Genomic DNA, 6,052 nt, shown 5'->3' with positions numbered 1-6,052 from the left:
GGGTTTGGGGTTTGGGGTTTGGGGTTTGGGGTTTGGGGTTTGGGGTATGGGGTGTGGGGAGTGGGGTTTGGGGTTTGGGGTGTGGGGTGTGGGGTGTGGGGTGTGGGGTTTGGGGTGTGGGGTTTGGGGTGTGGGGTTTGGGGTTTGGGGTGTGGGGTTTGGGGTGTGGGGAAGGGTTGATTCATGAATCAACCCTACTATGAATCAACCCTAGGGTTTGGGGTATAAGGAGAAAAATCTATGGATAATAGCGCACAAAACTGGTACATTGTCCAGGAAAATACGGGAATTTGTCAGATTATAGCCCTAGAAAATGGAAAAACCCCAGTCAATGGTCAATACTGGGGTCCCTTTGCCGAGCGGGGAGAAGCGATCGCCCGTCGGGTGGGTTTAATTCGAGCGGGCAAATGTCAACCTATTGTTTAGCGGTATTGGTGGGCGTTTTTTGGCCTTCAGTGATTTCTTTTTCCAAGATTTCAAAACCCTTCTTGAATTGAGGATCCTGGAAGGTTCCCACCCGATCCCGTTCCTGTTGAAGATTTTTGCGATCTTCCTCGCTCAGTTCCGACTCCACATCAGGATGAATACCATCTTTATTGATGTCGCGTCCTTTGGGGGTGAGATACTTGGCAATTGTCACCGCTAATCCCGAACCGTCACTGAGATTGCGTACCGATTGCACTAATCCCTTACCAAAGGTTTTCGTACCGACAATAACCGCCCGATCATGATCCTGTAAAGCTCCGGAGAGAATTTCACTGGCACTGGCGGAACCACCATCGACGAGGACAACCAGCGGTTTATTAGTCAAAGCTTGATTGTTAGCCCGTTGACGTTCCGTCACTCCTTTGCGATCGACCGTAGAGACAATTAAACCATCAGGTATCCACATCCGAGCGATTTCGATGCTGGCGTAGAGTAAACCGCCGGGGTTAGAACGCAGATCGAGAATATAACCTTTCACCTCTTCGGTTTCCAATTCGCGAATCGCTTGACTCATATCGCCACTAGCTTGGGCGCTAAATTGATTAAGACGGATATAACCGATTTTACCGATCGGGGTGTTTTCCGTGTGGGCGCGCACCGGGTGAATTTCAATTTTGGCCCGGGTAAGAGTCAATTCTTTCTTCTCCTCACCCCGTTGAATCGTGATCTTAACGCTTGTCCCCACTTTGCCGCGGATCATGCTCACCGCTTGCTCCAGTTCCATACCTTCGGTAGATTTACCATCGATAGCGATAATCACATCTTTAGGCAGCACACCAGCTTTAGAAGCGGGAGTGTCTTCAATGGGTGAAACCACGACTAACTGCTTAGTTTTCTCATCTTTGGTCAGTTGAATCCCTACCCCGGTCAATTCTCCCGATGTATCGATCTTCATATTGTTAAACTCTTTGGGATCCATAAAACGGGTATAGGGATCATTGAGAGTTTTCAACATCTCGCGGATAGCGGTGTATGCTTCCTCTTGATTTTTGTAGGAACGATTTAAATACTGATTGCGGATGGCGTTCCAGTCCGATTGATTAAAAGTGCCATCTAAATAAGTGCGGTTGATGATCTGCCAAACCTCATCAACGGTTTCCTTGGGACTTTCCTGAAAAAAAGCTTGACTTTGGGAGAGACGGAATCCCGCCCCCGTGACGGCGACGGTAGACAGGACCACTGCTGTAGCACCGAGAACAAGTCCGCGTTTGTTGATAACCATAGGTAATTTTCGGATAAATTAGGCTGTTCTTGCCAGAACGCTCTTTCTGGCTGACCGTCGAAATATCTTGGCAAAAAGGAGCGTTTAGGTTTACTGGAGACAGACAAAAGAACGCCTGTAGACTACTACTGTTATAACATTTATTATCTCTTTCTTTGTCAAACTGGTTATTTGAGTAGCGATCGAGTTGCCAGCAGCCCACCTCGCGACCTAAGATAACAGCAAAACTGTCCTAGATTTTCCCTATGAGTGATCAAATCCTTTCTTCCCTCTCCCTAGAACAAAAACGACAAAACCTGCGCCACCAAAGGCGATCGAAGGTGTGGCAAGCCTTGGGTCGCTTTCTGGTGGTTAGTGGTTTAGCGACGGGATTAGCTTGGGGGATGACTTCACCCTATTGGACAATTACCAAGGCCGGACAGGTGGAAATCGCAGGCACGGAATTAATGTCGCCCGAGTCGATTCGTGCTTGGCTAAAATTAAGCTATCCTCTGTCTCTCTGGGAATTACCTACCCATCAATTGCGAGAAAAATTAGCAGCTATTCCCGCTATTGCCGACGTTAAGATCGAGCGGCAATTATTACCCCCGAAAGTGATTGTTTCTATTCAAGAAAGAAAACCTGTTGCCCGTTGGCGTTCTCATCAACAGCAAGGCTTTTTAGATGCCACCGGAACGATAATTCCTCAAAGCTATTATGGTCGAACTCTGCCCAAAAACCAATTACCTAGCCTAGAAGTGCTTGGTTACGACCGACAATATCAACAACAGTGGCAAAAAATTTATCCCTTAATTGATAACTTATCAATTAAAGTTACCGCCATCGATTGGCGCAATCCTAGTAATCTTGTACTAAAAACCGAACTGGGACAGGTCTATTTAGGTTTTTATAAAGATAGATTGCCCGAAAAATTAACCGCTCTCGTACAATCGCGGTCATTGTCATCCAAGATACCTCTAGCGCGAATTATCTACATTGATCTGAGCAATCCCGATGCTCCCACTGTACAATTAAAACCGCAGCCAGCCCCTATGGTTGCCAAAGTAACGGCAACTGGTAGGGATTAACTGGAATTGATCAGCAAATAACCGCAATTATTCCCTTTATGTATTGCCAAAAACCCCAAATTATGATTTTCTGAACCAGAAACTGATAATGTAGATACTGGAACCGACATAATATTAGTGATAGTGTTAACATTGCATCTCTGATTCATCAAACCAATAACAGAATCTTGTACTAAGAGTGTTCCAATTCCAATGACATCGATTAATGAAATCGTTCCCACCTATCCCAATCTGAACAGTAACGATTATGCCAGTTCAGCCATGAGCGAAGATAATCATTACTCTCAGAATAATGCTGGAGTATTATTTACTCGCCCCCATGAATCACAGATGACACCCCGAGAAGAAAGTCGTAGTAATCGCATCGTGCCAAGTAATGTCGCCAAGATCAAGGTGATCGGGGTCGGCGGTGGGGGCTGTAACGCCGTTAACCGCATGATCGCCAGTGGCGTGACTGGAATCGAATTTTGGGCAATTAACACCGACGCCCAAGCCCTGGCCCACTCCTCCGCCCCCCAGAGGTTACAAATCGGGACAAAATTAACCCGCGGCCTAGGGGCGGGCGGCAATCCGGCGATCGGACAGAAAGCGGCGGAAGAATCTCGGGATGAAATAGCCCAAGCATTGGAAGGAACCGATCTAGTCTTTATTACCGCCGGCATGGGCGGCGGCACGGGAACAGGGGCCGCTCCAATTGTGGCCGAAATTGCCAAAGAAATCGGCTGTTTGACCGTGGGAGTTGTGACTCGTCCCTTTACCTTCGAGGGTCGTCGTCGCACTAATCAGGCCGATGAGGGGGTGGGGGGTTTACAAAGTCGGGTCGATACCCTGATTATTATCCCCAATAACCAGTTATTACAGGTGATACCCGCCGACACTCCCCTACAGGAGGCTTTTCGGGTCGCTGATGATGTGCTGCGCCAAGGGGTACAGGGGATCTCGGATATTATCACTATCCCCGGTCTGGTGAATGTGGATTTCGCCGATGTGCGGGCAGTGATGGCCGATGCGGGTTCGGCCCTAATGGGCATCGGCATCGGTTCCGGAAAATCTCGGGCTAAGGAAGGAGCGATCGCTGCTATTTCCTCGCCGTTACTGGAATCCTCGATCGAAGGTGCGAAAGGCGTAGTCTTTAACATCACCGGCGGTCAAGATCTCACCCTACACGAAGTCAATGCCGCCGCCGAAATTATCTATGAAGTGGTTGATCCCAACGCTAATATCATCTTCGGGGCAGTAATTGACGAGAAAATGCAGGGAGAAGTCAGAATTACCGTCATTGCCACCGGTTTTTCCGGCGATTCCCCCTCTCGTCCCACCGGTAGCAAGGTGGTGATCAATGCCCCCGCACCCAGTCCGGCCCCGACTCCCGAACCACCAAAACCGGCGGGATTAGATATCCCCGAATTCTTGCAACGTCGTCGTCCTTTTGATCGCTAACCTCCTATGACTGCCATTGCCCTCACCATCGCCGGTTCCGATAGTGGTGGCGGCGCGGGAATTCAAGCTGATTTGAAAACCTTCGCCTTCCACCGAGTTCACGGCACCAGCGCCCTTACCTGCGTTACCGCCCAAAATACCCTAGGGGTCGAGCGCGTCGAGTCCCTAAGTCCAGAAATGGTCACGGCCCAAATCGATGCCGTGGTCAGGGATATGTCTGTGTCAGCGGTTAAGACAGGAATGCTGTTCAGCAGCGAGATTATCGAAGCAGTGGCCGAGGCGATCGAGCGCTGGCGTTTAATCAGTTTAGTGGTGGATCCGGTTATGGTTTCGCGGGTAGGAGCCAAATTAATTGATGATCGGGCTATAGATAGTCTTTTTGATAGTTTAATTCCTCTGGCTTCGATTATTACCCCTAATCGTTACGAGGCGCAGCTTTTAAGTGGCATTGAGATCAATGATTTTGAGACGATGAAAGCGGCCGCCGAAATTATTTTCCAGAAGTCGGCCACACCAGTATTAGTGAAAGGTGGCGGCATGAAAGGCCGGCTGCGTGGGGTTGATATCTACTTTGATGGGGAGGAATGGGAAACTTTTAAGACCAGAAGCGTCGAAACCAATAATACTCACGGGACTGGTTGTACCCTATCGGCAGCGATTGCGGCTAACCTCGCTTTGGGTGATGACCTGAAAATAGCGGTGAAAAAAGCCAAGGATTACGTTACTAACGCCCTCGATCATTCCCTCCCTATCGGTCAAGGAACCGGTCCTGTGGGCCATTTTTACCGCTTAAAAGCCCTAAATTAGTCAATTCATGACCACTACGCCGCTTATTTCCCCCCAAGTCCCCCAGAGTTGCACTGGTTGCCCCTCGGTTCCCCTCTCGGTCGATCGGGAATTAGTCAAAGAATTGCAGGCCACTCAGGCACGGGTGGAATTTCTAGAAGCACAAAACCAGCAACTTGTCAAGAGTAATCGGCAATTACGTCAGGATGGCAAGTGGTGACTTTAATCGATAATCGCAGAGTCCTGTAGGGGCGAAGCATTCGGGTTTGACATCCTCGCCGCCGTAAAACGGACGGCGATTCCTCACCACGCCACTTTTTAAGGGTGGTCGCTGAACGGGGTTGACGCTTCACCGAAAAACGCTTAATTGCTTAAGTCTGACTCTTTCGACCCGTCCGTTTTGAGTGTCCGAATGCCCTCCGGCCACTTTGAACAAGTCGAAAAAATCTCATGTTCAACCTTATTTCCTAGAAAGTTTTACTCGTTCAAGGCCGAATTGGAATTCTTTTCTGAACAAAACCCCCTACTATCTGTGGTCAAGGTTCAGTTTTTAGCTTGGTTATCGCTTTTTCCATTGTAGCTTAAAGCCGTCCTAAAAGGACGGGGTTTTAACCCAAATTTTCGATAACCCATCGCTGAAACCGGAGATTTCCTGTCCGAATGCTTCGCCCTTACTTTTTCAGCCAGTCCTAACCAATTCAGGTAAAGGTTCAGGACCCACCCATCTACCTTGTTTCCAGATTTCCTCATCCTCTACCGGTAACGCATCGGGATCGGAACGGGCAGCTTGATCTATTTCCTCTTCGGTCATCTTGTTGAGCCGTTCTCTCTCTTTTAGTTTTTCCGTGCCGGACTCGTTGACATCCTCACCGCCGTGAACGGACGGCGATTCCCAAACCTCACGATTTAGGTTTCTGCTTCTTTCCCGAAGGATTTTTCGCACCTGCCGCCCCAGATTTACTCTGTTCTGGTCTTATGGTCGCTCTACAGACTGACACCGCAAGCCCTGCGGCCAAAATATTTTTACTGGCGTTAATATCTCGGTCATGGT

Annotated in this window: 8 protein-coding genes and 1 pseudogene; 5 read left to right on the top strand and 4 right to left on the bottom strand. The window is 48.8% G+C overall.

Features of this window, described 5'->3' with window-relative positions:
• Positions 1-185, bottom strand: a 185-nt coding sequence (locus O9290_RS00505; RefSeq protein ID WP_288086582.1) for a hypothetical protein, incomplete at its 3' end; no start/stop codon positions are given.
• Positions 186-240: 55 nt separating this feature from the next.
• Here O9290_RS00505 and O9290_RS00500 point away from each other — a divergent pair.
• Entirely contained in the window at positions 241-426 is a 186-nt protein-coding gene (locus O9290_RS00500) for a hypothetical protein (RefSeq protein ID WP_002736073.1), read from the top strand.
• On the opposite strand, the gene ctpC is transcribed toward O9290_RS00500, so the two are convergent.
• On the bottom strand, positions 416-1,708 hold the full coding sequence (gene ctpC / locus O9290_RS00495; protein WP_288056028.1) for a carboxyl-terminal processing protease CtpC: 1,293 nt from the start codon (positions 1,706-1,708) through the stop codon (positions 416-418). The two genes, O9290_RS00500 and ctpC, sit on opposite strands and share 11 nt — an antisense overlap.
• Before the next feature lie 245 nt (positions 1,709-1,953).
• On the opposite strand from ctpC, the gene O9290_RS00490 reads away from it, so the two are divergent.
• The 4 genes from O9290_RS00490 (at position 1,954) to O9290_RS00475 (ending at position 5,221) form a co-directional block, all read left to right on the top strand.
• On the top strand, positions 1,954-2,775 hold the full coding sequence (locus O9290_RS00490; RefSeq protein WP_288025172.1) for a cell division protein FtsQ/DivIB: 822 nt from the start codon (positions 1,954-1,956) through the stop codon (positions 2,773-2,775).
• Between the two features lie 192 nt (positions 2,776-2,967).
• Positions 2,968-4,215: a cell division protein FtsZ gene (ftsZ, locus tag O9290_RS00485; protein ID WP_061430136.1), complete on the top strand. Its 1,248-nt coding sequence runs from the start codon at positions 2,968-2,970 to the stop codon at positions 4,213-4,215.
• A 6-nt stretch (positions 4,216-4,221) separates the two neighbouring features.
• Positions 4,222-5,022: a bifunctional hydroxymethylpyrimidine kinase/phosphomethylpyrimidine kinase gene (thiD, locus tag O9290_RS00480; protein ID WP_288056029.1), complete on the top strand. Its 801-nt coding sequence runs from the start codon at positions 4,222-4,224 to the stop codon at positions 5,020-5,022.
• 7 nt (positions 5,023-5,029) lie between these two features.
• Positions 5,030-5,221: a hypothetical protein gene (locus O9290_RS00475; RefSeq protein WP_288056032.1), complete on the top strand. Its 192-nt coding sequence runs from the start codon at positions 5,030-5,032 to the stop codon at positions 5,219-5,221.
• Positions 5,222-5,680: 459 nt separating this feature from the next.
• On the opposite strand, the gene O9290_RS00470 is transcribed toward O9290_RS00475, so the two are convergent.
• Complete coding sequence (locus O9290_RS00470; RefSeq protein WP_288056033.1) at positions 5,681-5,944, bottom strand: hypothetical protein; 264 nt, start codon at positions 5,942-5,944, stop codon at positions 5,681-5,683.
• Positions 5,901-6,052, bottom strand: a pseudogene (locus O9290_RS00465) (RNA-guided endonuclease TnpB family protein); the annotation flags it as partial. The gene O9290_RS00470 and the pseudogene O9290_RS00465, both read right to left, overlap by 44 nt.

The sequence above is a fragment of the Microcystis sp. LE19-41.2A genome (assembly GCF_027530405.1).
Classification (GTDB): Bacteria; Cyanobacteriota; Cyanobacteriia; order Cyanobacteriales; family Microcystaceae; genus Microcystis; species Microcystis aeruginosa.
The sequence above is the reverse complement of the archived record's forward strand: the minus strand, read 5'-3'. Positions and strand labels throughout refer to the sequence as shown.

What these genes read in the sequence shown, in the direction of transcription:
- O9290_RS00500 (WP_002736073.1), top strand. Translation starts at nt 241, where the DNA reads ATGGATAATAGCGCACAAAACTGGTACATTGTCCAGGAAAATACGGGA.
- ctpC (WP_288056028.1), bottom strand. Translation starts at nt 1,708, where the DNA reads ATGGTTATCAACAAACGCGGACTTGTTCTCGGTGCTACAGCAGTGGTC.
- O9290_RS00490 (WP_288025172.1), top strand. Translation starts at nt 1,954, where the DNA reads ATGAGTGATCAAATCCTTTCTTCCCTCTCCCTAGAACAAAAACGACAA.
- ftsZ (WP_061430136.1), top strand. Translation starts at nt 2,968, where the DNA reads ATGACATCGATTAATGAAATCGTTCCCACCTATCCCAATCTGAACAGT.
- thiD (WP_288056029.1), top strand. Translation starts at nt 4,222, where the DNA reads ATGACTGCCATTGCCCTCACCATCGCCGGTTCCGATAGTGGTGGCGGC.
- O9290_RS00475 (WP_288056032.1), top strand. Translation starts at nt 5,030, where the DNA reads ATGACCACTACGCCGCTTATTTCCCCCCAAGTCCCCCAGAGTTGCACT.